16 protein-coding genes are annotated in these 24,506 nt (G+C 62.1%); 6 read left to right on the top strand and 10 right to left on the bottom strand.

All coding sequences use genetic code 11. The annotated features are described in order from the left end of the window. Positions 1 to 136: 136 nt before the first annotated feature. Positions 137 to 1,426, bottom strand: a complete 1,290-nt coding sequence (gene lysA / locus GOQ25_RS07055) for a diaminopimelate decarboxylase (RefSeq protein WP_160349759.1) — start codon at positions 1,424 to 1,426, stop codon at positions 137 to 139. Further along, entirely contained in the window at positions 1,423 to 1,578 is a 156-nt protein-coding gene (locus GOQ25_RS07050) for a lipoprotein (protein WP_236844388.1), read from the bottom strand. The genes lysA and GOQ25_RS07050 overlap by 4 nt, the downstream gene beginning before the upstream one ends. A 54-nt stretch (positions 1,579 to 1,632) precedes the next feature. Between GOQ25_RS07050 and cyaY the strand changes: the two genes are divergently transcribed. Next, positions 1,633 to 1,962 carry an iron donor protein CyaY gene (gene cyaY, locus GOQ25_RS07045; protein ID WP_160349757.1) on the top strand — a complete coding sequence of 110 codons (330 nt, stop codon included), beginning with the start codon at positions 1,633 to 1,635 and terminating at the stop codon, positions 1,960 to 1,962. Positions 1,963 to 1,999: 37 nt separating this feature from the next. Here the strand turns inward: cyaY and GOQ25_RS07040 are convergent, their stop codons facing one another. Beyond that, the gene (locus GOQ25_RS07040) at positions 2,000 to 4,456 is read right to left on the bottom strand and encodes a penicillin-binding protein 1A (RefSeq protein ID WP_160349756.1); all 2,457 of its coding nucleotides are present in this window, start codon (positions 4,454 to 4,456) and stop codon (positions 2,000 to 2,002) included. 236 nt (positions 4,457 to 4,692) lie between these two features. On the opposite strand from GOQ25_RS07040, the gene GOQ25_RS07035 reads away from it, so the two are divergent. Genes GOQ25_RS07035 through GOQ25_RS07025 form a run of 3 tightly spaced genes read left to right on the top strand, consistent with a single transcriptional unit; the run spans position 4,693 to position 7,408 of the window. Continuing rightward, entirely contained in the window at positions 4,693 to 5,190 is a 498-nt protein-coding gene (locus GOQ25_RS07035; RefSeq protein WP_370519911.1) for a shikimate kinase, read from the top strand. Next, the gene (gene aroB, locus GOQ25_RS07030; protein ID WP_160349754.1) at positions 5,187 to 6,263 is read left to right on the top strand and encodes a 3-dehydroquinate synthase; all 1,077 of its coding nucleotides are present in this window, start codon (positions 5,187 to 5,189) and stop codon (positions 6,261 to 6,263) included. The genes GOQ25_RS07035 and aroB overlap by 4 nt, the downstream gene beginning before the upstream one ends. 20 nt (positions 6,264 to 6,283) lie before the next feature. Next, the gene (locus GOQ25_RS07025) at positions 6,284 to 7,408 is read left to right on the top strand and encodes a deoxyguanosinetriphosphate triphosphohydrolase (RefSeq protein WP_160349753.1); all 1,125 of its coding nucleotides are present in this window, start codon (positions 6,284 to 6,286) and stop codon (positions 7,406 to 7,408) included. Between the two features lie 128 nt (positions 7,409 to 7,536). Here the strand turns inward: GOQ25_RS07025 and uvrA are convergent, their stop codons facing one another. Then, positions 7,537 to 10,407: an excinuclease ABC subunit UvrA gene (gene uvrA / locus GOQ25_RS07020; protein WP_160349752.1), complete on the bottom strand. Its 2,871-nt coding sequence runs from the start codon at positions 10,405 to 10,407 to the stop codon at positions 7,537 to 7,539. Between the two features lie 73 nt (positions 10,408 to 10,480). On the opposite strand from uvrA, the gene GOQ25_RS07015 reads away from it, so the two are divergent. Then, positions 10,481 to 11,665 (top strand): MFS transporter, encoded by a 1,185-nt coding sequence (locus GOQ25_RS07015; RefSeq protein WP_160349751.1) that lies wholly within the window; start codon positions 10,481 to 10,483, stop codon positions 11,663 to 11,665. Between the two features lie 23 nt (positions 11,666 to 11,688). Here the strand turns inward: GOQ25_RS07015 and GOQ25_RS07010 are convergent, their stop codons facing one another. From GOQ25_RS07010 to cyoA, 5 genes are all read right to left on the bottom strand, one after another. Next, entirely contained in the window at positions 11,689 to 12,471 is a 783-nt protein-coding gene (locus GOQ25_RS07010) for an SURF1 family protein (RefSeq protein WP_160349750.1), read from the bottom strand. Continuing rightward, positions 12,471 to 12,878: a cytochrome o ubiquinol oxidase subunit IV gene (cyoD, locus tag GOQ25_RS07005; RefSeq protein ID WP_160349749.1), complete on the bottom strand. Its 408-nt coding sequence runs from the start codon at positions 12,876 to 12,878 to the stop codon at positions 12,471 to 12,473. Before cyoD ends, GOQ25_RS07010 begins: the two co-directional genes overlap by 1 nt. Continuing rightward, on the bottom strand, positions 12,875 to 13,516 hold the full coding sequence (gene cyoC / locus GOQ25_RS07000; RefSeq protein WP_160349748.1) for a cytochrome o ubiquinol oxidase subunit III: 642 nt from the start codon (positions 13,514 to 13,516) through the stop codon (positions 12,875 to 12,877). The genes cyoD and cyoC overlap by 4 nt, the downstream gene beginning before the upstream one ends. Continuing rightward, positions 13,509 to 15,512: a cytochrome o ubiquinol oxidase subunit I gene (gene cyoB / locus GOQ25_RS06995; protein ID WP_160349747.1), complete on the bottom strand. Its 2,004-nt coding sequence runs from the start codon at positions 15,510 to 15,512 to the stop codon at positions 13,509 to 13,511. Before cyoB ends, cyoC begins: the two co-directional genes overlap by 8 nt. 63 nt (positions 15,513 to 15,575) lie before the next feature. After that, positions 15,576 to 16,619 (bottom strand): ubiquinol oxidase subunit II, encoded by a 1,044-nt coding sequence (gene cyoA, locus GOQ25_RS06990; RefSeq protein WP_160349746.1) that lies wholly within the window; start codon positions 16,617 to 16,619, stop codon positions 15,576 to 15,578. A gap of 174 nt (positions 16,620 to 16,793) precedes the next feature. Here cyoA and GOQ25_RS06985 point away from each other — a divergent pair, with 174 nt between their 5' ends. Next, positions 16,794 to 20,399 carry an AAA family ATPase gene (locus GOQ25_RS06985; protein ID WP_160349745.1) on the top strand — a complete coding sequence of 1,202 codons (3,606 nt, stop codon included), beginning with the start codon at positions 16,794 to 16,796 and terminating at the stop codon, positions 20,397 to 20,399. Here the strand turns inward: GOQ25_RS06985 and GOQ25_RS19705 are convergent, their stop codons facing one another. Next, a complete protein-coding gene (locus GOQ25_RS19705; RefSeq protein WP_370519908.1) occupies positions 20,400 to 24,464 on the bottom strand; it encodes an autotransporter domain-containing protein in 4,065 nt (1,354 codons plus the stop codon). It abuts the gene before it with no gap. Positions 24,465 to 24,506: the final 42 nt, after the last annotated feature.

The following is a 24,506-nucleotide window of genomic DNA, read 5'->3' as shown; positions in this document are numbered from 1 at the left end:
CAGCTGCGTGGTGCCACCATCCACCCTCTGGCTAGCCGTCCGCAGACTCGCGCTACCAAGCTTGATACGCGCATAAAAAACCCGGTGACATGCACGACATGCCACCGGGTTTTCGTTGCTCTGTGCGACGCGCGGATCAGGGCAGCATGGATTCGCCGCGCAGCAGGTCGTCCAGCGTTTCGCGTTGCCGCACGACGTAGTGCTTATCGCCGTCGACCATGACTTCGGCTGCGCGGGCACGCGTGTTGTAGTTGCTGGCCATGGTCATGGCGTAGGCACCCGCGGATTCCAGCGCCAGGACGTCACCGGCTTGCACCGACAAGCTACGATTGCGCGCCAGCCAGTCTGCGCTTTCGCACACGGGGCCGACGATATCGTATTGTTCCGCAACGCCTTTGCGCGGCACGACCGGCTGCACGCCATGATAGGCGTCGTACAGCGCCGGGCGCATCAAGTCATTCATCGCGGCATCCACGATGGCGAAATTGCGGGCCTCGGCGTGTTTGAGGTATTGCACCGTCGTGAGCAGGACACCGGCGTTACCCACCAGCGAACGGCCCGGCTCCAGGACCAGATGCAGATGGTCCAGGCCACGCGCCTGCAGGCGCTCGAATACCTGATCCAGCAGCGCCTTGGGCGAGGGCGGGACTTCGTCGGTATAACGGATGCCCAGGCCACCGCCCAGATCCAGATGCCGGATGGTGATGCCGTTTTGAGCCAGCTGATCGATCAGGTCCAGCAGCTTTTCCAACGCATCGAAATACGGGCTGATATCGGTGAGCTGCGAACCGATGTGGCAGTCGACGCCGACGATTTCAACCCCCGGCAACGCGGCGGCCGTGCGATATGCGTCCAGGGCCGACTCGATCGCGATGCCGAACTTGTTTTCCTTTAGCCCCGTGGAGATGTAGGGGTGCGTTTGCGCATCGACATCGGGATTGACGCGCAGCGACACGCGAGCGCGGCGGCCCATGGCGTGGGCCACATCCGAGATACGTTGCAATTCGGCCTGCGATTCGACGTTAAAGCACTTTACGTCGGCATCCAGCGCGGCGCGGATTTCCCAGACTTGCTTGCCCACGCCGGAAAACACGATCTTGGCCGGGTCGCCGCCCACGGTGAGCACGCGATGCAGCTCGCCGCCCGACACGATGTCAAAGCCCGCGCCCAGGCGCGCGAACTCTTTGAGCACCGCCAGGTTGGAATTGGCTTTCATGCCAAAGCAGACCAAAACCGGACGCTCTCCGATGGCATCGCGGTATCTTGCCCAGGCCTGCGCCAGTGCAGCGCGCGAGTACACGTAGAGCGGCGTACCCAGCTGCGTGGTCAAACGGTCGAGAGCGACATTCTCGGCGTGCAGTACGCCGTCTTTATAGTGAAAGTGCGGATGTCCGACCAAGGTGGACTGCTCGTTGAGGGAGTTCATGGATGCTGCGAAACAGAAGGGGATGGGGGCGGCTCGGATTGGGCGGACGCATTTGGAGCCGGCTCCTGAGGGGGCAAGTATAGTGGGCCCTTATAGCCGCAGGCCGCGATCAGGCTGAACGTGGCAAGCGTGGCTACAATGCGTAAAACCATGCGGCGATGTGCCATGTGGGACCTCGAAACTCCGTAATTCTTGCAGGCTCGATTATGACCGAAACCGAATTCCTTGCGTTGGTTGACCAAATACTCGACAGCATCGAAAGTCAGGCCGACGACTGGATGGCATCGCTGGATGTCGATGTCGAGGCCAGTCGCAGCGGTAATGTGCTGACGCTGGTATTCGAAGATGGCACCCACGTTGTCGTCAACAGCCAGGCCCCGATGCAGGAAATCTGGGTCGCAGCGCGTAGCGGGGGCTTTCATTTCCGCCACGAGGGCGGGCGCTGGGTCAACACTCGCGGCGGCCCGGACTTAGCCGATACCTTGTCGCAAATCTGCTCCGAAGCCGCCGGTGTGCCGGTGACGGTACGGCTATAACGACCAGGCGCCCGAGTGCCGGGCGCCTATCGTCTCTTCAAAACGGAATTTGCTGCGTCCAGGGTGCTTGCTGACTGGCGCCCACATTCGGCGAAACTCGGATACTTTTGTCCGAGCCACCGACCAGATCGTTCAGGAAGTCACCCAATTGATCGGTTTCGGCCGGCGCCGGCGCTGACAGGCCAAGGCGGGCGACCGCCTGACCCGGCGGGAATTCCGAGAAATAGTATTCGCCGCGATCGACAATCAGGCCCTCGGGACGGGGGCGCTGTTTCTGCTCGGGCACACCCTTGAGCGCGTGGCTCATGTATTCCACCCAGATTGGCATCGCAACGCCGCCACCGGTTTCCCGCGAACCCAGGGATTTGGGCTGATCGAAGCCCATCCATGCCGTGGCGACCAAGGACGGGGTGTACCCCGAGAACCAGGCATCCACCGATTCGTTGGTCGTGCCCGTTTTGCCCGCGAGATCGGAGCGCTTGAGCATGGCGCGCGCACGCGCTGCCGTGCCGCTGGTGGCGACGCCGCGTAGCATGTCGTCCATCACAAAGGCGGTGCGCGGATCAATGGCGCGCGCGGCCTCGTCGCCCGCCACCACCGGCTTGGACTGCATCAGTACCTTGCCGCTGCTATCGGTCACACGGTCGATCAGATAGGGGGCGACACGATAGCCGCCATTGGCGAAGACGGCATAAGCACCGGCCAGCTGCAATGGCGTGACGGACCCCGCGCCCAGGGCCAGGGGCAGCACGGCCGGTTGACGAGCCTTGTCAAAGCCAAAGCGTGTCAGATACTCCTGCGCGTATTGCGGGCCGATGGCCTGCAGAATACGAATGGACACCATGTTCTTGGATTTGTACAAGGCCTGACGCATGGTCAGCATGGGCTCGTAGGTGTTGCCGTAGTTTTTCGGACTCCACGGCTTGGACCCGGTTTGCGCCGCGGTCAGCTGGAAGGGCTGATCCGAGATCTGCGTCGCCGGGGTGAGGCCACGCTCCAGCGAAGCGGCATAGACAAAGGGCTTGATGTTCGAGCCCGGTTGGCGCCACGCCTGGGTCACGCGGTTGAACTTGCCGCGATAGAAATCGAAACCGCCCACCATGGCGCGGATGGCGCCGTCTTGCGGGGACAAGGCCACGAACGCGGCTTGCACGGCGGGCATGTTGATGACTTCCCAGCCGTCACCGAACTTGCGGATATGGACGACCGAGCCGCGCTTGAGGCGTTTGTCCTCGGCCGCTTTCGGATTCAGCGAGCGGGCCACCACGTTCAAGACTTTCTTGTCGGTGATGGAAATGACCTCGCTGGCGCTGCGCATGACCTTGATTTCATTCGGCGTGGCCGAGAGCACCACGGCGGTCAGCAGATCGTCGCTATCCGTGTATTTCTCAAAGGCGGCATCGAGGAATTCATCCAGCGCCTCGGGATTGTTTTCGATGCCGTCGGGCATATCGAGCTGTGCCTCAGGGCCCGGGTAGACGGCGCGACGTGTGTACTGCAATACGGCATCCCGCACGGCGTCGTAGGCGACTTCCTGGTCTTTGGACAGCACCGTGGTGTAGATGTTGATGCCGCGCGAGTACAGCTCGTCCTGATAGATACCGTAGAGCAGCTGACGCGCCAGTTCGGCCACATATTCGCCGTGAATCGCATAGCCACCTGCCGGAGTTCCCTCGGCCGGCTTCATGACAATTTTCTGTGCCATGGCCTGTTCGTACTCGGCGTGGGTCAAATATCCGAGCGACTGCATGCGCCCCAGGATGTAGTGCTGGCGGATTTCGGCGCGCTTGTAGTTCGCGATGGGGTTATAGCGCGAGGGGGCTTTGGGAATACCTGCCAGCATGGCGGCCTCGGCGGCGGTGACTTCCGATAGCGGCTTGCCGAAATAGGTGCGCGACGCGGCGGCAAAGCCGTAAGCGCGATGACCCAGATAGATCTGATTCATATAGAGCTCGAGAATCTGATTCTTGGTGAGCTCGGATTCGATCTTGAAGGTCAGCAGCAGTTCGTAGAACTTGCGCGAATAGGTCTTTTCCGACGACAGGTAGAAGTTGCGCGCAACCTGCATCGTGATGGTGCTGGCGCCCTGCGACTTGGACATGCTGACCAGATTGGTCAGGCCCGCGCGCGCCACGCCCATCCAGTCGATGCCGCCATGCTCGTAGAAGCGGTCATCCTCGGCGGCGAGCACCGCCGATTTCATCACGTCCGGGATTTCGTCAAAACGCAGCACATTGCGGCGTTCTTCGCCGAATTCGCCGATCAGCACGTTGTCGGCGGTGTAGACGCGCAAAGGCACGCGCGGCCGGTAATCGGTCATGGCATGCAGATCGGGCAGATTCGGCCAGGCCAGCGCCAACGCCATGCCCGCCAGGAGTATGCCGCACAGTACGAGACCGCCACAGAAAATGCCCATCTTGACGAAAAACCGCAAGATGGAGGACCCGCTTTGTGACGGAGGAGACTTTTTGGAAGGGGTATGCGACTTGCTCATCGCGGCGATTTTACGGGTAAGAGCCTACCCGCTTGTTAGTCGATGCGCAGTTTCGGTAACAAATTCGTTCACTGTGGTAAGCGGGCAACCTCTGGCAATGGGATAATGCCGGGATGAACGTTCCCGCCAATATAGCATCCGCTCCCAGTACGGAGCCTGCCCAGACCTCTTGTACCGCCCAGGAGGCGGGGTGCTGCGTGAGCCTGCCGCATGATCTGCCGATTTTTTTGGTCGGCATGATGGGCGCGGGCAAAACCACTATCGGCCGAGGCATTGCCCGGGCGCTGGGACGTGAATTCATCGATCTGGATCATGAGCTAGAGGCGCGCTGTGGCGTGCGGGTGCCGGTGATTTTCGAAATCGAAGGCGAGGCGGGTTTTCGCCGGCGCGAGGCCTCCTGTCTGGACGAGTGCACGCGCAAACCCGGCGTGGTGCTGGCCACGGGCGGGGGCGCTATCCTGGCGCCGGAAAATCGGCGCCTGCTGCGCGAGCGGGGCATCGTGATCTATCTGCGCGCCAGCCTGGACGAGCTGTTTCGCCGCACCAGCCGCGACCGTAACCGGCCGCTCTTGGCGAACCCGGACCCGCGCGGCACGCTGCGCGATCTGATGGTCAAGCGCACGCCGCTTTACGAAGAAGTGGCCGATCTGGTGATCGATACGGGCACGACGCCTGTACCGCACCTTGTGAAATCGATTTTGCCTTTGCTGCAAGCTTACGAGAAAACGATATGACGGTTGTAGATGTCGATACCCCGGGCGGACGTTATCCCATCCATATAGGATCTGGCCGGCTGGATGCGTTGGATCAGGCCATTCCCGCCGACGCGACCGCGATCGCGGTGGTGACGAACCCGACGGTGGCGGCGTTGTATGGCGACCGCGTCGAGGCGGCGCTGGCGCGCACGGGGCGTCGGGTGTTGCGTATTGAGCTGCCCGATGGCGAGGCGCACAAGGACTGGCAGACGCTGAATCAGATTTTCGATGCGCTGTTGACGCACCGCCTGGATCGTCGCGCCGTGCTGGTGGCGCTGGGCGGGGGCGTGATCGGCGATATGACCGGTTTCGCGGCCGCGGCGTATATGCGGGGTATCCGCTTCGTGCAGGTGCCCACCACGTTGCTGGCGCAGGTGGATTCGTCGGTGGGTGGCAAGACCGCAGTGAATCATCCGCTGGGCAAGAACATGATCGGCGCGTTCTATCAGCCGATCGCGGTGGAGATCGACACCGATGTGTTAAAGACGCTGCCCGCGCGCGAAGTGTCGGCGGGTCTGGCCGAAGTGATCAAGTATGGCTTGATCCTGGACGCGGATTTCTGGCGCTGGTGCGAAGACAACGCGGCCGCGTTGCGCGCGTTGGACCCCGAGGCATTGACCTACGCGATTCGCCGTTCGTGCGAGCTCAAGGCCGAAGTGGTCGGCAAGGACGAGCGCGAATCGGGTCTACGCGCGATTTTGAATCTGGGTCATACCTTTGGCCACGCGATCGAGTCCGGGCTGGGGTATGGGGAATGGCTGCACGGCGAGGCCGTCGGTTGCGGCATGGTGCAGGCGGCCGAGCTGTCTGCCGAAGTGCTGGGTTTTGCGCAGGCCGATGTCGCGCGCGTGCGGGCGTTGGTCGAGGCAATAGGTTGCCCCGTCGTGGCGCCCGATCTGGGTGCGCAGCGCTGGCTGTCCTTGATGCAGGTCGATAAAAAGACCGAAGGCGGCGAGATCCGGTTTGTGCTCATGCCGCGTATTGGGGAGGCGGTCACCCGCTCCGCCCCTACAGAGGCCGTACACCGCGTCTTGGCGCGTACCACACAGTGATCCGCAGGGAGGATGCCTGAATGACCGAATTGGCTTGTTTTGCATCTCATCCCTCAGCAACCCGCGGGCGGCGTTATTCTGAACCGCCGCCGCAGAACCGATCCGAGTTCCAGCGCGACCGGGATCGGATTATTCATTGCACGGCGTTTCGACGCCTCGAATACAAAACCCAGGTCTTTGTTAACCACGAAGGCGATCTGTTTCGCACGCGTCTGACGCATAGTCTGGAGGTCGCGCAGATCGCGCGCACGCTGGCGCGCAGCCTGCGATTGTCCGAGGATCTGACCGAAGCCATTGCGCTGGCGCATGATCTGGGACACACGCCGTTCGGTCATGCGGGGCAGGACGAATTGAATGCTTGCATGCGCGAACTAGCGCCGCATGCAGGCGGCTTTGAGCACAATCTGCAAAGCCTGCGCGTGGTCGATGAGCTGGAAGAACGCTATGCCGAGTTCGCCGGGCTGAATCTCTGTTTTGAAACGCGCGAGGGCATTCTTAAGCATTGTTCGGTGGTGCATGCGCGTCAGTTGGGCGATGTGGGCGAACGCTTTTTGAATCGCACGCAGCCCTCGCTGGAGGCGCAGTTGGCGAATCTCGCCGACGAGATTGCCTATAACAATCACGATATCGATGATGGCTTGCGATCGGGCTTGATCACCATCGATCAACTGCAGGACGTGACCCTGTTCGCGCGTCATTATCATGAGGTGAGCCAACGGTATCCGCAGCTGGCTCAGCGTCGCGCCATTGCCGAGACCGTGCGTCGCATGATCAATACCTTGATCGTGGATCTGACTGAAACCACATTGGCGCGGCTGGCCGAGGTGGCGCCGCGCGATAGCGATGCGGTGCGCCAGGCGCCGCCGTTAGCGGGCTTTTCGGCGTCGGTGCGGCGCGAGGCCGATGAGTTGAAGAAGTTCTTGTTCGACAATCTCTATCGTCATTACCGCGTGATGCGGATGACGAACAAGGCACGCCGCATCGTACGCGAGCTGTTTCAGGCCTTCTTGGACGAGCCGCGCTTGCTGCCGCCGGATCATCGGCGCGATGAGCCCGAGCAGGCCCGGGCGATTTCCGACTATATCGCCGGTATGACGGATCGCTACGCGATCCGCGAACATCGCCGTCTGTTCGACATGAGCTAAGCCGTCGCGCTGGCATAGGGAACGGGCTTAGCTCGGGTATTTGGAACAGCAGATCCGTACTGTTGATACGGCAAGGGTCGTGCTGTCGCTACGGCGTCGCTCGTATTGATCGGGCGGCGTAGCGTGTGTCATTGCGGCGTGTCTGCGTCGCGTGTGCGTTCGAGTACGCGCGCGAGATAGTGACCAGTATGACTCTCAGGATTTGCCGCCACGTCTTCGGGCGTGCCGATGGCCACCACGCGGCCACCGCCATCGCCGCCCTCGGGCCCCATATCGATGAGCCAGTCGGCGGTTTTTATGACATCGAGATTGTGCTCGATGATAAGCACGGTATTGCCGCTATCGACGAGCTGATTCAACACCTGCAGCAGCATTTCGATGTCGCGGAAATGCAGCCCGGTGGTGGGCTCATCCAAGATGTAGAGCGTGCGTCCGGTACTGCGGCGCGAGAGTTCGAGCGAGAGTTTGACACGTTGCGCTTCGCCGCCCGAGAGCGTGGTCGCGCTTTGCCCCAGACGGATATACGACAGACCGACTTCCATTAGGGTCTGCAGTTTGCGCGCGATGGCGGGCACGGATTCGAAATACTCCAGTGCCTGCGCCACGGTCAGGTCCAGTACCTCGCTGATATTGCGGCCGCGATAGCGGATTTCCAGCGTCTCGCGGTTGTATCGTTTGCCATGACAGACATCGCAAGGCACGTACATGTCGGGGAGAAAGTGCATTTCCACCTTGACCACGCCATCGCCCTGGCAGGCTTCGCAACGGCCGCCCTTGACGTTAAAGCTGAACCGTCCCGGGTCATAGCCGCGCGCGCGGGCCTCGGGTACGCCCGCAAACAGTTCACGGATCGGGGTGAAGAGACCGGTATAGGTGGCCGGGTTGCTGCGCGGCGTGCGGCCGATGGCGCTTTGGTCCACGCTGATGATCTTGTCGAAATGCTCCAGACCATTCAGGCTGACATATGGTGCGGGTTCGCTTTGTGCGTTGTGCAGCTGACGCGAGACGGCCACGGCCAGCGTATCGTTGACCAATGTGGATTTGCCAGATCCAGATACGCCGGTCACGCAAACGAGGCGGCCGGCGGGGATGCGCAGATCGACGTGCTTGAGGTTATTGCCGCTGGCGCCTTCCAGGACCAGCCAGGGCAGTTCGTCGTTGATGGGACGACGTTTGGGGATTTCGATGGCGCGCTTGCCGCTGAGGTACTGGCCGGTGAGCGAGGCGGGATCTTGCTGTACCTCTTCCGGTGTGCCTTGCGCCACGACCTGACCGCCATGCTCGCCCGCGCCCGGGCCCATGTCCACGACCCAGTCGGCCAGACGGATCATGTCTTCATCATGTTCGACCACGATGACGCTATTGCCCAGGTCGCGCAGATGCTGCAGTGTGCCGATCAGCCTGTCGTTATCGCGTTGATGCAGACCGATGGAAGGTTCATCCAGGACATACATCACGCCGGTCAGGCCTGAGCCGATCTGGCTGGCCAGACGTATGCGCTGCGCTTCGCCGCCGGAGATGGTGTCGGCGCTGCGGTCCAGCGACAAATAATTCAAACCGACGTTATTCAGAAAGCTCAGGCGCGCCTCGATCTCGCGCACGATACGTTGCGCGATCTCTTGTTTTGCGCCGGTGAGCGTGAGCGCGCGAAACCAGTCCAGGCAATGCGACAGGGGCATGGCCTCGACTTCATAGATGGCCTGACCGCGTCGTTCGCCTTCGCGCACGTCGTTGCCAATGAGGACATGGCGCGCTTCGGCGCGCAGGCGCGAGCCGCCGCAATCGGGGCAAGTCTTGATATTGCGATACTTGCCGAGTTCCTCGCGCACGGTGGGCGAGTCGGTTTCGCGCCAGCGGCGTTCGAGATTGGGGATGATGCCCTCGAAGGGATGGCGCTTGACGGTGCTACGGCCTTTTTCGTTCAGATAGAGAAAGGCGATCTCTTCCTCGCCGGATCCGTACAACACTTTCTCGCGAACGTCCTCGGGCAGTTCCTCGAAAGGCGTCTCAATGTCGAATTCGTAATGCGCCGCCAGGCTGGTCAACAAGGAATGGGTAAACGCATTGCGGCGATCCCACCCGCGCACGGCACCCGCCGCGAGGCTCAACTCCGGAAACGCGACCACGCGCTTGGGATCGAAAAACCCCACTTGGCCGATGCCATCACAGGAAGGACACGCGCCCATGGGGTTGTTAAAGCTGAACAGGCGCGGCTCGAGCTCGGGCAGGCTGTGGCTGCATACCGGGCAGGCATAGCGGCTGGAAAACACCTGCTCGCGCCCGCTATCCATATCCAGCGCCACGGTGCGGCCATCGGCCAGTTGCATCGCGGTCTCGAAGCTCTCGGCCAGGCGCTGTTTGCTCTCGGCGCGGATGCGCAGACGGTCGATGACCACATCGATGTCGTGCTTTTCGGTTTTCTTCAGCGGCGCCATGTCGCTGATTTCCTGCATCTGGCCGTCTACACGCAGACGAACGTACCCCTGTGCTTGCAGGCTCGCGCATTCGTCTTCAAAGCTGCCCTTGCGTGCGCGCGCAATGGGGGCGAGCACCGCCAGCTTGGTCTCGGCGGGCCAGGCCAAGACGGCATCGACCATCTGACTGACGCTTTGGGCCTGTAGCGGCAAGCCATGCACCGGGCAGTAGGGGGTGCCCACGCGAGCGTAGAGCAGGCGCAGATAGTCGTGGATCTCGGTGATGGTGCCCACGGTCGAGCGCGGATTGTGGCCGGCGGCTTTCTGCTCGATGGAAATCGCGGGCGACAAGCCCTCGATCAAATCGACATCGGGCTTGTCCATCAACTGCAGAAACTGCCGGGCATAGGCAGAAAGACTTTCGACGTAGCGACGCTGGCCCTCGGCATACAGAGTGTCAAACGCCAGGGACGATTTGCCCGAGCCGGACAAGCCGGTGACCACCACCAGTTTGTGGCGCGGCAGGTCCAGCGAGACGTTTTTGAGGTTGTGGGTGCGAGCACCCCGGATGCGTATCGCGTTCATCAGGCAGATTCAGCAGTTTTGAAGGCCAACTTGGTACTATAGCGCGCTGAGCCTTTTTCCCCTGTTCCGAGGCATGCCGGCTGAACCTAAACTGAAGTTGACTCCATCCGAGCGTCGCGCGAGCGTGGCGTTGGCAGGGCTATTTGCCTGTCGGATGCTGGGCTTGTTTTTGCTGCTGCCGGTGTTCGCCATCGCGGCGCGTGGCCTGCCCGGGGGCGACGATCCCATGCGTGTGGGATTGGCCTTGGGCATATACGGGCTGACACAAGCCTTTATGCAGATCCCGTTTGGCCTGGCGTCCGACCGCTATGGGCGGCGGCCGGTGGTGATCGCGGGGTTGTTGCTGTTTGTCGGCGGCAGTGTGGTGTGCGCACTGGCCGATGATGTGTTCTGGATCACGATCGGGCGAGCCATACAGGGCGCAGGCGCGATATCAGCGGCGGTGACGGCATGGTTGGCCGATGCGACGCGCGATGAAGTGCGTACGCGCGCCATGGCCATGGTGGGTGCTTCGATCGGGCTGTCGTTTGCGCTGTCATTGGTGCTGGCCCCGTTATTGGTGGGATGGTGGGGGCTGGCTGGGCTTTTCTGGACGATTGCTTGTTTGGGCGTGGCGAGTCTGGCGGTGGCCGCCTATATTGTGCCGGTGGTGCCGCGCACGGCGGCGCGCAGTATGAAGGAAGCGCGGCCGGGCGAGGTCTTGGCCCATAAAGACCTGCTGCGCTTGAATTTCGGTGTCTTTGTCCTGCACTGTATTCAGGTGGCACTGTTTGTCGTTGTGCCTACCCTGTTGGTGCAGAGCGGCGGATTGAGCACCGAGTCATTGTGGAAGGTTTATCTGCCCATCATCCTTGTGTCGTTCGTGTTGATGGTGCCCGTCATCTTCGTGGCCGAGCGTCACCGTGCGCATCGCGGCGCTCTGCGTGGGGCAGTGGCGGGACTGGTGGTGGTTTGTGCGCTGCTGCCGTTGGCCAGTCAGGGCTTTTACCCGCTAGCGGTGGTGATGACCGCTTTCTTTGTGATGTTCAACGTGCTGGAAGCGCTGCAGCCGTCGCTGGTGTCGCGTGTGGCGCCGGCGCAGTATAAAGGGCTGGCGCTGGGCTTTTACAACACGGCGCAGGCGGCGGGGCTGTTCTGTGGCGGCGCGTTGGGCGGGTGGCTCGCCAGCAGCATGAGCGCGAATGCCGTGTTCATCGGCGCGGCGCTGTTGTCAGCGGTGTGGTTGGCCGTGACGTGGGCGCTGAAACCGCTGACCTGACACGAGCGTCGCGGGCGGCACCGTCATGTGTTCTGGCGGCGCCGGCGCTTTTCTTCGCGTGCGACGATTACGACAGCGATCAATACCATTGCGGCCAGGGCGAACCACGTAAGGGCATAGCCCAGATGGTTATTCGGAAAGCTGATCACCGTCAGTCCCCCCACCGGCGCGATGGCGGGATCGCGGTTATTGCCCGCGCTTTGGGCATCGGCATCGATAAAGTAGGGCGCTACGTCACCCAGCCCGCGCTTGGCGGCAATGGCGGGCAGATCGCGCGTGTACCAGCGGTCCGCGGCCGGATCGTTGTCGCGCAGGAACATGACGCTTGGTTCGCCCATTCGCAGCAAACCCGTGACCTTGACGGGGCCCCCGGGACCGGAGGACGTGTCGGCGGATTTGCGCCATTGCGGCAGCACGAAGCCACGATTGACCAGTATGGTGCTGCCATCAGCCAAGCGTAATGGCGTCATGACCCAATAACCGCCGCCCAGATCGCTTACGGCTTGGACCAGGGTTTGACGATCGTATTGATACTCGCCGGTGACGGTGACATGCCGATATTCAGCGTTGTCCGCAGTGAGGGCCGACCATTGGGGCGCGAGCGGGGCGGGTACGGCAGGCTGATGGACCCGCGACTCGATGCGCTCGATCAGATCCGTTTTCCAAGCCAATCGTTGAACCTGCCATACGCCCAACGCGCAGGTCGTGGCAAAAACGATAAACGCGATCAGTCCTAACAGGACTAATGTGAGGGTGCTGCGAGGACGAGCAGGTGGAGTTTGTGTGTGGGGTGTTGCGGGGGTCATCAAGGCATCTTACGCATGTCATGGGGGGACATGGGCATCATATTCGAATCCAGGTGATACATGATCCAGATCGAGCCGCTAAGCGTGATGACAACGAGGATGAGCGTAAAGAGAAAGGCCAGCATGTTCCAGCCGCTCTCGCCCTTGGTATCCAGATGCAGGAAATACACCACATGCACCACGATTTGCACAATGGCCAGGCCCATGAGCACCAGGCCTGCTGTGCGGGACGTCTGGATCACGTCTCCCATCACGATCCAGAATGGAATGACGGTGAGAATCGCCGCCAGCACGAATCCGGTCAGATAGCTGCGCACCGTGCCATGCACGACATACTCGTCTTCATCGTGATGGTCGAGCTCGTGGGGGATAGCGCTTTGCGTGGGGTGATGGGCATGCGAGGTCATGGCAGCACTCCCATGAGATAGACAAAGGTAAAGACACCGATCCAGATCAGATCCAGGAAATGCCAGAACATGGACAAGCAGATCAGCCGGCGCCGGTTTTCCGGGATGAGTCCATGTTTGTGGACCTGCACCATCATGGTCACGAGCCAGATCACACCGAAGGTCACATGCAGGCCGTGGGTGCCGACGAGGGTGAAAAATGCCGACAAAAATGCGCTACGTTGCGGCCCGGCGCCGATAGAGATCAAATGCCAGAACTCGTAGATTTCCAGCGATAAAAAGCCCAGGCCAAGGATCCCGGTGATGGCGAGCCAGGCTTGCATGACACCGGTGCGCCGGTTGCGCATCTCCAGCATCGCGAATCCATAGGTGATCGACGACAGCAACAGCAAAGAGGTGTTAGCGGCGACCAGCGGCAGATCGAACAGATCGGCCCCGGACGGCCCCGCCGCATAGTTGCGCCCCAGCACGCCATACGTGGCGAACAGGCACGCAAATATCAGGCAGTCGCTCATCAGGTACATCCAGAACCCAAGGAGTGTGCCATTTTGCGGGTGATGTTCACCGCGCACGTAGAACATGGGGCCCTCAACGGGCGATCCGCGGTCGGGAACGGTGGGGTTCAGAGTATCAGACATGTTGCTCCAGCAACCTTGTGCGCGTGGCCTCGGTGCGCGCGACCTCTTCGGCCGGCACGTAGTACTCACGGTTGTAGTTGAAGGTATGGAAGATAGCCACCGTGATCAACGCCACGAAAGAAATGATCGCCAGCGGCCACATGTACCAGATCAGCGCAAAGCCCATCACCACACTGAGTCCGGCCAACACAATGCCTGCCCACGTATTGCGCGGCATATGTATCGGCAAAAATCCATCTGTCGGTCGTTCGTAGCCATACTGCTTCATCTGCCACCACGGGTCCTGATCATGCACGCGTGGCGTGAAGGCAAAGTTATACGGCGGTGGGGGTGAAGAGGTCGACCATTCGAGCGTACGGCCATTCCAGGGGTCGCCTGTCACGTCACGAAGTGATTCGCGCCGGCGATAACTCACCACCAACTGAATCAGGAAGGAGGCGATACCGAGCGCGATCAGGAATGCGCCCACCGCCGCGATCTGAAACCAGATCTGCAACGACATGTCGTCAAAGTGATTCACGCGGCGCGTGACGCCCATCAGCCCCAAAACATAGACGGGGGCGAACGCCACCCAAAAGCCCACCAGCCAGAACCAGAACGAACACTTGCCCCAGAACGGATCGAGCTTATAGCCAAAGGCTTTAGGGAACCAATACGTGATGCCCGCCATCAGGCCAAACAACACACCGCCGATGATGACGTTATGGAAGTGCGCGATGAGAAACAAGCTGTTGTGCAGTACAAAGTCAGCCGGCGGCACGGCCAGCAGCACGCCGGTCATCCCCCCGATCACGAACGTGACCATAAACCCTACGGTCCACAACATCGGTACTTCAAACCGGATACGCCCGCGGTACATCGTAAAGAGCCAGTTAAAGACCTTGGCACCTGTCGGGATCGAGATGATCATGGTCGTGATGCCAAAGAACGAGTTCACGCTCGCACCTGATCCCATCGTAAAGAAGTGGTGTAGCCACACGAGATACGACAACACCGTAATCACCACGGTGGCATAGACCATCGATGCGTAGCCGAACAGGCGCTTGCGGCAATAGGTGGCGACGACTTCGGAGAAAATACCGAAGGCCGGCAGTATCAGGATATACACCTCCGGATGCCCCCAGATCCATATGAGGTTCACATACATCATGGCGTTGCCGCCAAAATCCGCGGTAAAGAAATTCGTGCCCAGATAACGATCCATCGTCAGCAAGGCCAGCACCGCCGTCAGCACCGGGAACGCCGCGACAATCAGCACGTTCGTGCACAAGGACGTCCAGGTGAAGATCGGCATGCGCATCAGTTTCATGCCGGGGGCGCGCATCTTGACGATCGTGACGAGCAGATTCACGCCCGATAGCAATGTCCCGACGCCCGCGATCTGTAGCGCCCATATGTAATAGTCCACGCCCACATCCGGACTGCTGATAATGCCCGACAAAGGCGGATAAGCAAGCCATCCGGTCCGCGCAAATTCGCCGATAAATAACGACAGCATCACGAGGACCACGCCACCCGTGGTCATCCAAAAACTGAAGTTATTCAAAAACGGAAAGGCGACATCGCGCGCGCCGATCTGCAGCGGCACGATATAGTTCATCAGCCCTGTCACCAGTGGCATGGCGACAAAGAAAATCATGATCACGCCGTGCGCCGTGAAGATTTGATCGTAATGATGCGGTGGCAGATAGCCTGCCGAATCGCCAAACGCGATGGCTTGCTGGATACGCATCATGATGGCGTCGGCAAAGCCGCGCAACAACATGATGATGCCCAGGACCATGTACATGATCCCGATTTTTTTATGATCGATACTGGTGAACCACTCGCGCCAGAGATATCCCCACTTGCCAAAATAGGTGATGGCACCCAACACCGCTATGCCGCCCAAGGCCACGACAATAAAGGTGGCAATGAGGATGGGCTCGTCGTAGGGAATGGCCTCCCAGGTCAGGCGTCCGAAGATCAGTTTGGTTAAGTCAGTTTGATCCGTCATCTCGATCTCAGGCTAAAGACCATCGGTTTCGCAATTCCCTGTCTATCCCACATGGCTTTGCCGCTATAACAGCAGCTCGTCCGGAGATGTGCACATGGCCCCCACATACTTTCGTGGCGGGGTAGTCAGGCCCAGCTGTTTTCGTACGGTCGGGTCGAGCGTGGTCACGTTGTACAGGCCCAATCTGCCCAGGCCACCCTGCGCATCGATGGCCATGACATCGCGTATGCACATACGATTTGGCTCGACACAACGATTGACGATGGCCTCGAACAAACCGGGCGCCGCACTGCTGAACCGCTGCACAGGGTTGCGTTCGCTCGGTTGCTCGAGTTTCAGATACACCTGACGGCTGAGCGTATCGTCAGCGGCTCGTACGTCGGACACCCATTTCTCGAAGCCGGCATCGTCGACGCCATAAAAGCGAAAGCGCATATCCGAGAATCCCTCGCCGCTGTAGTTCCCGGAAAACCCCTCGTACTCGCCAGGCCGGTTAATCACTGCATGCAAGGTCGTCTGCATGCCCGGCATGGCATAAATCATGCCCGCCATGGCGGGCACGAAAAATGTGTTCATCACGGAGGTCGCGGTGATCTTGAAGTGAATCGGACGATCTACCGGTGCGGCCATCTCGTTGACCGTGGCGATGCCTTGTTCGGGATAGATGAAAAGCCACTTCCAGTCCATGGCGACGACTTCGACCACCAAAGGTTTCGTGTCAGCAGCAATCGCGCGTTGCGAGTCAATGCGAGCCAGCGGGCGATACGGATCGAGGAGATGCGTGCTGACCCAGGTGATTGCGCCCAGCGCGATGATGATGAGCAGCGGGGCAGACCAGATCAGCAATTCCAGCACGGTGGAGTGATGCCATTCCGGATCGTATTTCGCTGACGTGTTGGATTCGCGATAACGCCATGCGAATAGCAAGGTCAACGTGATCACCGGCACGATGATCAGCAGCATCAGTACCGTCGAGATGATGATGAGATTGCGTTGTTGCAGCGCGATGTCGCCCGATGGCGATAGCAGCACGGCATCGCAGCCGGCCAATAAAAAGGGCGCCAGCACGCACAACAGCAATCCGCCCAGCCTTGAGAAAGACGGCATAGCCAAACCCCGAAACGTGACCGTGGAGGTAGGCCTAACACTACGCTGGAAGCCGATAAAAATCTAGAGCCCGCGAAAAAGCGCAGCCTTTACGCTGCAACAATTCCAGGTAGGCATAAAAAGTTTCAAATGGTAAAACTGCAACCTGAGATTTCATAAAAATGGCGGAACGTCATGGTAGGGAAGCAAGAGACAGCGAGTGCGGTGCATCTACCCGTCCCGCCGATTCAGTTGCAGTTGCTGGGCCAGTTTGAAGTCAAAGTGCAACGACAACCCCGCACGCATTTGCTGACCTACGATAAGCCACGTCTGTTGCTGGCGATGCTGGCGTTGGCGGGCGGCAATGCGATTGCACGCGGCAAGCTGGTTGAATTGCTGTGGCCAGAGCTTTCCGAGACGCAGGGCAAAGCGCGCATGCGGCATGCGCTGCACGTGCTGCGGCAGGCGCTCGCGCCGTGCGCCGAGCTTCTGGTGGTCCACAGTGACCGGCTTGCCCTGCACATGCCCGGCGTGCAGGTCGATATCGCGCTCATGCTGGAAGAGGGGCCGGGCGCGATCGATGATGAACTGTGCCTGGCGCTATTCAGGGGCGAGTTGCTGGACGATTTGCGGACTCGCATTGTCGGTCCGCTGGACGAATGGTTCGAGCCGTGGCGTCAGGCCTTGAGCGCGCGCATGGATCAGTGCCGCGCGCGGCTGGTGAGTGGCTGGCTGGCTGGCAATCAGCTGCGCGATGCCTTGCGTCATGCGCGGCATTGGGTGCAGGTATGGCCGCGTGAAGAAAGCTGCTATCGCATTCTGATCGAAGTGCTGGTGCGCACCGGCCGCTATGAAGAAGCGCGCAAGGTATATGGCCAATGCTGCGCGACCTTGGCCGCCGATTTGGCCACCTCGCCGGACCCGGCGCTCGAGGCCCTGATTGCGAACCTGCCGCTATCGCACGCCTTGCATGCGGAGGCCGATGGTGAGGGCACGCCACCCCGTTACCAGCCGCTGGCCGTGCTGGCCATCGCATTGGACTGGCAATTCGAGGATGCGGCGCTGCTGGCCGATAGCGACGCGCTGCAGAGACTTGACCGTGCCTGTGCCGCCATTCGCCGCCGCGTGCAGCAGCATGGCGGATGGATGGCTCCCAGCGGCGCGAATCAGTTCATCGTCTATCTGGGGTACCCGGGTGTGTCGGCAGTGCCCGCAATGCGCGCCGCGGAGCTGGCGCGGGCGTTGCTGCGCCGGGAGTTGCCCGCCGGCATGAGAATGCGTATCGGCTTGCATGCTGACCTGGGTTTATGCAGCCAGGGGGGCATGCGTCCTGATAATGGTTATCTACTGGCGCAGAACGCGCTGGCTGTCTTGGCGCAGGCGCAGCCCGGCGAGGTACTCATCAGTGCGCAGGCGCAACGACGCTTGCCTGGCTATGACATCCATGATGTCCAGCGCGAGGGGGTGTTGTGCCGGGTGTTGGGGCAGCGGCGGCTGGAATCGGTATCGCGCATGGTCGGCCGCACGCGCGAGTTCACGGCCTTGGTCTCGGCATGGCGCAGCTGCCTGACAGACAGGCGCACGCTCAGCCTGAGCCTGTGCGGCGTGGCGGGTTACGGTAAATCCTTATTGGCCGCGGCGCTAGCGGCGCAGGCGGGACAGGCGCGCGCTCGCGTGGTCTGGTTGCGCTGCTTCCAAGATCTACAGGAACAGCCGCTACATCCGTTGCGCTTATGGTTGCTGGAACACCTGCCCGAGGAAATGGATGAAGCCTCCGACGAGGACCTGGCCGCGGTGCTGAACTGGCCAGTGCATAACGCGCGTATTTTGCGTTCCTGGCTGCTGTGCGAGCCCGACATCGCGGGCGCGGCACTGGCCGCGGATATTCCACGGTTGGCGAGCATGGCCATGATGAGTATCACGCGTGACGCGGGGGCGTTGTTGATTGTGCTGGACGACGCGCATTGGGCGGACTCCATTACGCAGAGCTGGATGCACGTGGCCGCCGATATGCGGCTGGCCTGTCCCATGATGGTCTTGGTGGTGCGTCGACCGGATGGCGCCGCCATCGCTGCGAATGCACGCATCGACCTAGCGCCTCTCGATGCCCGCGATGTGGCCAACCTGTTGAGCCATCATGCGCGCGCCACCAAGCTGGGCCGCGAGCTGCATGAGGCGATAGGCCGCCGGGCGCACGGTAATCCTCGTCTGGCTGCGCTGATGCTGGATCAGGCCGCTGGCCAGGAGGATATCGAGCGCCCGGCGGCCATGCGCGATATCGTCTGTGCGCAGCTGTGGGATGTGAACGCCCAGGCGCGTCAGATCGCCTATCTCTGTGCGCTGTACGATGCGCCGCTGCCCATTGAACTGGCAGCGCAGCTGCTGCACTATGACCCGAAAGGCGTGGCGGACATCGCCTCATGCTTGCGCGGCGCCGGCATTCTGCTTTCCCATCCGGACGATGCGTTGGTGTGTCCGGTGCTGGTCAAACACGCTATTGAAAGCCTGATGGCGCCGGCACAGGCGGCACAACTGAGTCAGCGCATCGCGCAATATCTGCTGGAGCAAAACGAGCCGCAGATTCGCGTGGCACCCTTTTTGGAACGCGCCGGCGACAGACGCGCACCACTTTGGTGGCGCGGCGCGGCCACGGATGCGTTGCACACGGGGCAGTTGCGCGAGGCTGGGGAGCTGGTGGCCCGCGCATTGCGCACCAAGGATGCGATCGCGGAAGAAACCGAGCGCGAGCAGTTCGTGTTCGAGTGTCAGCTGCTGCGCGGCGCGGTCGTGTCGGCGCTGTCCGGGCCCGCGCACCCTGAAGCTATGTCGTCCTATAGCATGGCGGCCGAAATGCGCCGCGCGGGCGATGTGCAGACCATGATCGTCGCTCTGTGGGCGCGGTGGACCACCGCGCAAAATACGGGCGCCCATACGCTGGCGCTACGGCTGGCGCAGCAGCTGATGCAGACAGCGAAATCCTTGCAGGATGCCAGTCTGCAGGGGTGGGCGGCGTATGCCATCGCGCAGCATTATTTGTGGCGCGGGCTGGGACGGGAAGCGGAAACCCTGCTGTGCGAGGCGGATCAGCTGCTGCGAGAGGTCCCGCTCACGGCGCCATCGCCCTTTGGCATTCAGACTTCCGCGCTGGTACCGGCCTCGTTGGCGATGGCGTACGGGCTGCAAGGCAAATATGCGCCGGCTCTGAGCATGATCGAACGCGCGACAGCGGAGGCAATGCGCATCAATGCCTGGGTGGCGGTGTTGCTATGCCAACTGGCGCAGGCGCGCATCCACTATCTGGCCGGTGATATGGATCAAGCCGTTCAGGCGGGCGAATATCTGATGGCGTGCACGGGCGGCCAAAGCGAATTGACGACATGGCACGCTATCGCGACGGGCTACGCCATGTTGGGACGTGTGATGCGAGCACCGGATGCGGCGGTGGCGCTTGAGGCCATGGAGGCCGCGTTGCCGCTCATCCGCAGCGGGATGCCCGTATCCGTCGATGGCCATCTATGTCTGCTGGCGCGCGCGTACATTGCGATGGGCGATCTTGATCGCGCGCGGGACCTGCTCGACGAGGCGCAGGCGCTGGGTGCGGCGCATGGATCCAGCAGCCTGCAACCCGAAATCCTCTGCCTGCGTGGCGATAGCTTTGCCGCGCAGGGCGATGTGCTTGGCGCGCAAGCGTGCTGGGAACAAGCGCGCATGGTCGCCGACGCCGTGGGCCTGGCGCCTTATACGCGTTGGGCCGATGAACGACTCGCTCGCCAATACGGCAAAAGCGAGCGTGTCGCGTAATCAGAACCGCATGCCCAGCCGCAGTTCCGCCGAGCGCTCGTTATAGCGATCGGCCAACCGTTGACGCCATTCGGTACGCATCACGAAGCCCTCGCGGGTTTCCAGCTCCATGCCGACGCGATACTCGGCGAACACGTCGGGCAAGCTACCGGATAAGCGGAAGCTGTCGCCTGATCGATCGGCCTTCAGCCGCGCATCGGTCTTCCAGTCGTTGTCCGGCATCCAGTTAAGCCCGACACTGACGAATGGCCGCATGGTGATTTGGGCGGCTTCCAGGGTGCCGCCGAATTCCACTGACGGGCTGATCATGGTGCGTACGGCGCTCGCGCTGTCGAACGCTAGATTGAACGCACCGCCGCCTTTCTCGGAATAAGCCGGCACGCGCTGATAGATCACATCCACATCGAGGGCGGGTTTGAGATAGTAGCTTTCCCGCTGGTGGGTGTAGGCGAGCTGCGCGCGAACGGAGGCGAAATGCGTGTTCCAGTCGGAATTCGGCTTTTGTACGCCGGAGACGGTCGAGACAGCCCGGTGGGTTTCGTAGCTGCCGTAGCCTGCGCTCAGCGCGCCGGTGTAAGTCCAGGGCCCGTCGATCTTGCGCAGGAACGCCATGCCGCTGACGCTATGGCCCGTCGTCTTGAGGACGGTGTCGTCGGTCTTGCTGCGAGCGTCTTCATACGACACGCCGCCACCCACGACCCAGCCGCGGCCCAGCGGGTGTTGCGCGCCGAGCATGTAGCGCACCGACTCATAGCTGAAGCCCGTGTCGTGATGCTGACTGCCCCGGTCCAGCCAGTTGCCTTCGATATCCCCCCAGATACATGCGCTGTCGAGCGGCTTTGCTTGCCCGCCGCCCGCCGTCGGGCACGACAGGCTGCGATTCAGAAACATGCGGTGCGCCAGGGGCATGACGGTGGCCGGAGCCTGGATCGCGTCGTTGGCGATCTGATCCAGCACGTCGGCGTAGGCCTCGGCGTCCGGGGCTTGCGCGATGGTGTCGAAAACCGGTGTGTACTTTGCAGCCTCTCGAGCGATAGGAGAGGGCGCGGCAGTGCCTGACGATACCGAGGTCGTGGATGCAGCCACCGTCGGGGTTCGCGAGGTGGCCTCTGGCGGGGCGACCGCCAATGAGACGGCCCGGGTCGCGGCCGCCGTGGGCGCGACGCGGGTGAGGGTGCTCAAAGAGCGTGAGCCTGTCGTACTGGACGCCGTTTGCGTGGCCGGCGCGCTTACCTGGGCGGGTGCGTCGCTCTGCGCCAACTGTTGTTCCAGGCCCTTCCAGCGACGGCCCAGGTACGAGCTGAGTTGCCCCTGGTCTTCCGAAAGGACGTCGTTATGGGCCGAGAAATCGGCCTTGATGCCCACGTGCAAGCGGTTGTCGCGCCATGCGGTGGGGTACTGGAACACGGCGTTATCCACCACTTGGAACGCCGGATCCACACGATAGGCCGATTGTGCGGACAGGACCTCGATGTCCCGCTGCATGGGTTGGTGATTCATCCCGTTGATCGCCAGCTTGCCGTTCAGATGGGCTTCGCCGGTGATGGCGAGCATGTCGGCGCGCGCCAGCGCGAAATCCACGCGCGGCGCATAAGTGCCGCTCACGCCTTGGCGCAGATTCCCGGACAGCGTGCTGGAGGCGAGGGCGTCGCCGGTGCCAATCGTGAGTACGCCATTATTGATTAAATCGCCCCCCGCCAGATCCAGCCGGCTGCCTGCCGCCAAGGATCCGCTGTTGGTCAATTTGCCAGGGCTCGACTGTTGCAACCATACCGACCCCCGTATATTGCCAGCGTTGGTGATTTCCGTGTCGCCGCCCGCCGTCCGGATCGCCATATCCGACAGCGCCCCGACGCGAGCCTGTTCGCCGATCCGAATCTGGTTACCCTTGCCGCCCGACAGGCGGATACCCGCGGCCTCGCCAGAGCCGCCTTGAGCCAGGCCTGTGCCGGATAAGGTCACTTGGATATTGCCGTTATTCTCCCCCACGCTTTGCGCGAAAACGCCGTGGGCGTTTTTGCCCGTGGCCTCGACCAGCCCGTTGATCTTTATCGTCACCGCGCCGCCGCTGCCCTTGCCATCCTGGCCGGCGCGGCCCGCGATGCCGTCGGCGATACCGCCGCCTCCGCCTACACTCTGTGCAAAGACGGCAGCCGAGTTGTCCCCTCGTGTGCGCACGCTACCCGCCACTTCGACCGTGACGCTGCCGCCATCACCAGTTCCGGCGTGCGTTTGCGTCAGGGAACCCTCTGCCGGCGCGGCCCACACCCCGGTGTTCAGGTAACCACCCCCGCCGCCGATGCTCTGGGCGAGTACGCCGTAGGAGCCAATGCCGGCCGTGATAATGCTGCCACTGCTATTGATGGCAACGGCGACCGTGCCGCCGTTGCCGTCGCCCTCCCGGGCGGCGTTAAAGATCTGTGTGCTTTGGTCCGCCCCCAGCACCCGTGTTGCGCCGCCGCCGCCACCCACGCTCTGCGCCAGGATGGCGTGGGAACCGGCATGACTTGTCTCTACGATGCCGGACTGGTTCAACGTGACCTTGCCGCCCGCCCCCACGCCGCCACCCAGGTTCAGCCCGGTCTTGGCGGCGCCTTGGGGGAAATGCGCGACAGAGATGCCGCCGCCACCGCCCACGCTTTGTGCGAGCAGACCAATGCTGCTCTCGCCTGCGGTTTCGATATGTGCGCGGGCTTCCTGCGTTGCCGTGACGTTTCCGCCCATGCCACCACTTCCGCCGCGCCCTTGCAATGAGACGACCGCGCCGGTCAGCCGGTATGTGGGGCCGGTGGGCCCGTCGTCTCTCGATACGGCAGCCATCTGACTGGCCGCGACGCCGCCACCGCCGCCTATGCTTTGCAAGCGTATCGCGTCGCTCATGATACCGCCGCCCGCTGTCCGCGCGGTGGATTTCCACGTCACGCTGCCCCCGTGTCCGCCCGCGCCCCCGCTGCCGCCCAGGGCGAGCGACATCTGCGCGACCGGCTGGTTCGCCAGGGGGCTCACGTCGTAGAACGCTGAGGCGATCCCGCCCGTCCCACCGCCACCTCCGATACTCTGTACTGTCGCAGCAGCGCGTGTATCGCCGTTTGAGGAGAGGCTGCCGCTGTTGTTGACCGTGGCAGTACCGCCGTTGCCACCGTTGCCGCCACGCGCGCCTACCGTAACCGTGAACGCAAAACCCTCTTCGGGCGGCGACAGGGACCTGATGGCGTCGGTGCCGTCAATGTTTACCCCGCCGTAGACCGCGCCTGCTTGTCCGCCACCCCCGCCAATACTTTGCACCAGGAGCGCGTCGCTCGCCGAGCTGCGTATGACGCCGCTGTGGTCGAGGTGCACGTCACCGCCGTCGCCACCTTGCCCGCCTGATCCGCCGATCGATAGATTGGCGGTGACTTTGCCCGGCGACTGAGTGCTTTCACTGGACGATCCGGCGCCGCCGCCTCCGCCTATGCTCTGCGCGAGTACGCCGGTGCTGCCCATGCCCGATGTCAGGATGACGCCGGTTTGCTTCACCGTTACCTGGCCCCCGTCGCCTCCTGCGCCGCCTGATCCGCCCAGGGTCAGAGATAGACCCAGTGTGCCGCCGGGAGCCGAAGTCGCGGTGGACCCCGCGCGCCCACCGCCACCGCCTATGCTTTGAGCCACCACCGCGCTGCTTTGGCGACCGCGCGTCTCGATCCTGCCGTTCTGGGTCACGGTCACGGTCTTGCCAGCGCCGCCCGCGCCCCCCGAGCCGCCGAGGGTCAGGGAAGCCGAGGCGGTGAAGCCGCCGCCACCGTCGGGCAAAGCGGGGATGGGAGGCCAATCCGGCTGGTTCTTGTCTCCTACTGCACCGCCTATGCCGCCGCCGCCGCCCACGCTTTGGGCCACAAGGCCGTCACTGGCCATGCCCGTTGTTTCGATCCGGCCGCCCGTTCTTTGTGTGATCGTCACCGCGCCGGCGTCCCCGCCGCTGCCCCCGCTACGGCCGAGCGACACAGCGACACTGCCGGTGTCCGCCCGGGTATCTCCGTGGGTCAGGCCACCGCTACCGCCGCCGCCGCCGACACTTTGACCCAGCACACCTGGCGATTGCTTACCTGCCGTTTTGATACTTCCTTGCTG

Source organism: Bordetella sp. 15P40C-2 (genome assembly GCF_009763235.1).
Taxonomy (GTDB): Bacteria; Pseudomonadota; Gammaproteobacteria; order Burkholderiales; family Burkholderiaceae_B; genus Bordetella_A.
The sequence above is the reverse complement of the archived record's forward strand: the minus strand, read 5'-3'. Positions and strand labels throughout refer to the sequence as shown.

Bases quoted from the DNA above. Each gene is read 5' to 3' on its own strand.
- lysA (WP_160349759.1), bottom strand. From the start codon at position 1,426: ATGAACTCCCTCAACGAGCAGTCCACCTTGGTCGGACATCCGCACTTT.
- GOQ25_RS07050 (WP_236844388.1), bottom strand. From the start codon at position 1,578: ATGGTTTTACGCATTGTAGCCACGCTTGCCACGTTCAGCCTGATCGCG.
- cyaY (WP_160349757.1), top strand. From the start codon at position 1,633: ATGACCGAAACCGAATTCCTTGCGTTGGTTGACCAAATACTCGACAGC.
- GOQ25_RS07040 (WP_160349756.1), bottom strand. From the start codon at position 4,456: ATGAGCAAGTCGCATACCCCTTCCAAAAAGTCTCCTCCGTCACAAAGC.
- GOQ25_RS07035 (WP_370519911.1), top strand. From the start codon at position 4,693: ATGATGGGCGCGGGCAAAACCACTATCGGCCGAGGCATTGCCCGGGCG.
- aroB (WP_160349754.1), top strand. From the start codon at position 5,187: ATGACGGTTGTAGATGTCGATACCCCGGGCGGACGTTATCCCATCCAT.
- GOQ25_RS07025 (WP_160349753.1), top strand. From the start codon at position 6,284: ATGACCGAATTGGCTTGTTTTGCATCTCATCCCTCAGCAACCCGCGGG.
- uvrA (WP_160349752.1), bottom strand. From the start codon at position 10,407: ATGAACGCGATACGCATCCGGGGTGCTCGCACCCACAACCTCAAAAAC.
- GOQ25_RS07015 (WP_160349751.1), top strand. From the start codon at position 10,481: ATGCCGGCTGAACCTAAACTGAAGTTGACTCCATCCGAGCGTCGCGCG.
- GOQ25_RS07010 (WP_160349750.1), bottom strand. From the start codon at position 12,471: ATGACCCCCGCAACACCCCACACACAAACTCCACCTGCTCGTCCTCGC.
- cyoD (WP_160349749.1), bottom strand. From the start codon at position 12,878: ATGACCTCGCATGCCCATCACCCCACGCAAAGCGCTATCCCCCACGAG.
- cyoC (WP_160349748.1), bottom strand. From the start codon at position 13,516: ATGTCTGATACTCTGAACCCCACCGTTCCCGACCGCGGATCGCCCGTT.
- cyoB (WP_160349747.1), bottom strand. From the start codon at position 15,512: ATGACGGATCAAACTGACTTAACCAAACTGATCTTCGGACGCCTGACC.
- cyoA (WP_160349746.1), bottom strand. From the start codon at position 16,619: ATGCCGTCTTTCTCAAGGCTGGGCGGATTGCTGTTGTGCGTGCTGGCG.
- GOQ25_RS06985 (WP_160349745.1), top strand. From the start codon at position 16,794: ATGGTAGGGAAGCAAGAGACAGCGAGTGCGGTGCATCTACCCGTCCCG.